Genomic DNA, 477 nt, shown 5'->3' on the forward strand with positions numbered 1-477 from the left:
ACGTAATTGCGCGCGAAGGTATGCATCATCCTCGACACCGCGCCCGCCTCTACGGGGGTCAGCAGCAGATGCGCGTGGTTAGTCATCAGCACGTAGGCATGCAGTTTGCAGCCGAAGCGCAACAACGCTTGCCGCAGACATTGCAGATAGCGCTGGCGGTCCTCGTCATCCAGAAAACACGGCAGACGATTGTTTCCCCGCTGCACCACGTGCTGCGGAACGCCGGCAAGTTCGAAGCGTGGGAGTCGAGCCATGTCCGACAGGATCACGCAGCACCCGTCCCGCTACGATCAGCGCGAGCCACGCCTGACCCTCATCCCTCCAGCCCATCTGCCGTCAGAAATTGTCCCTGACACCTTTTTTCCCATTTTAGAAGGCCCACTCCGATTTAACTTCCTCGGTCCCTGAGGTTTCCCCACGTTTTCATGCTGTCACAGCCATCTGATCGAGCAGCGCCGGAGATGGCTTTCGTACCTG

General features: G+C 58.9%; 1 protein-coding gene. It reads right to left on the bottom strand.

The annotated features are described in order from the left end of the window. Positions 1 to 269: transposase (locus RHOFW104R8_RS10805; RefSeq protein ID WP_343123791.1), on the bottom strand; the 269-nt coding region annotated here is incomplete at its 3' end. Positions 270 to 477 lie beyond the last annotated feature (208 nt).

This window comes from Rhodanobacter sp. FW104-R8 (genome assembly GCF_001617365.1).
In the GTDB taxonomy this organism is placed as follows: Bacteria; Pseudomonadota; Gammaproteobacteria; order Xanthomonadales; family Rhodanobacteraceae; genus Rhodanobacter.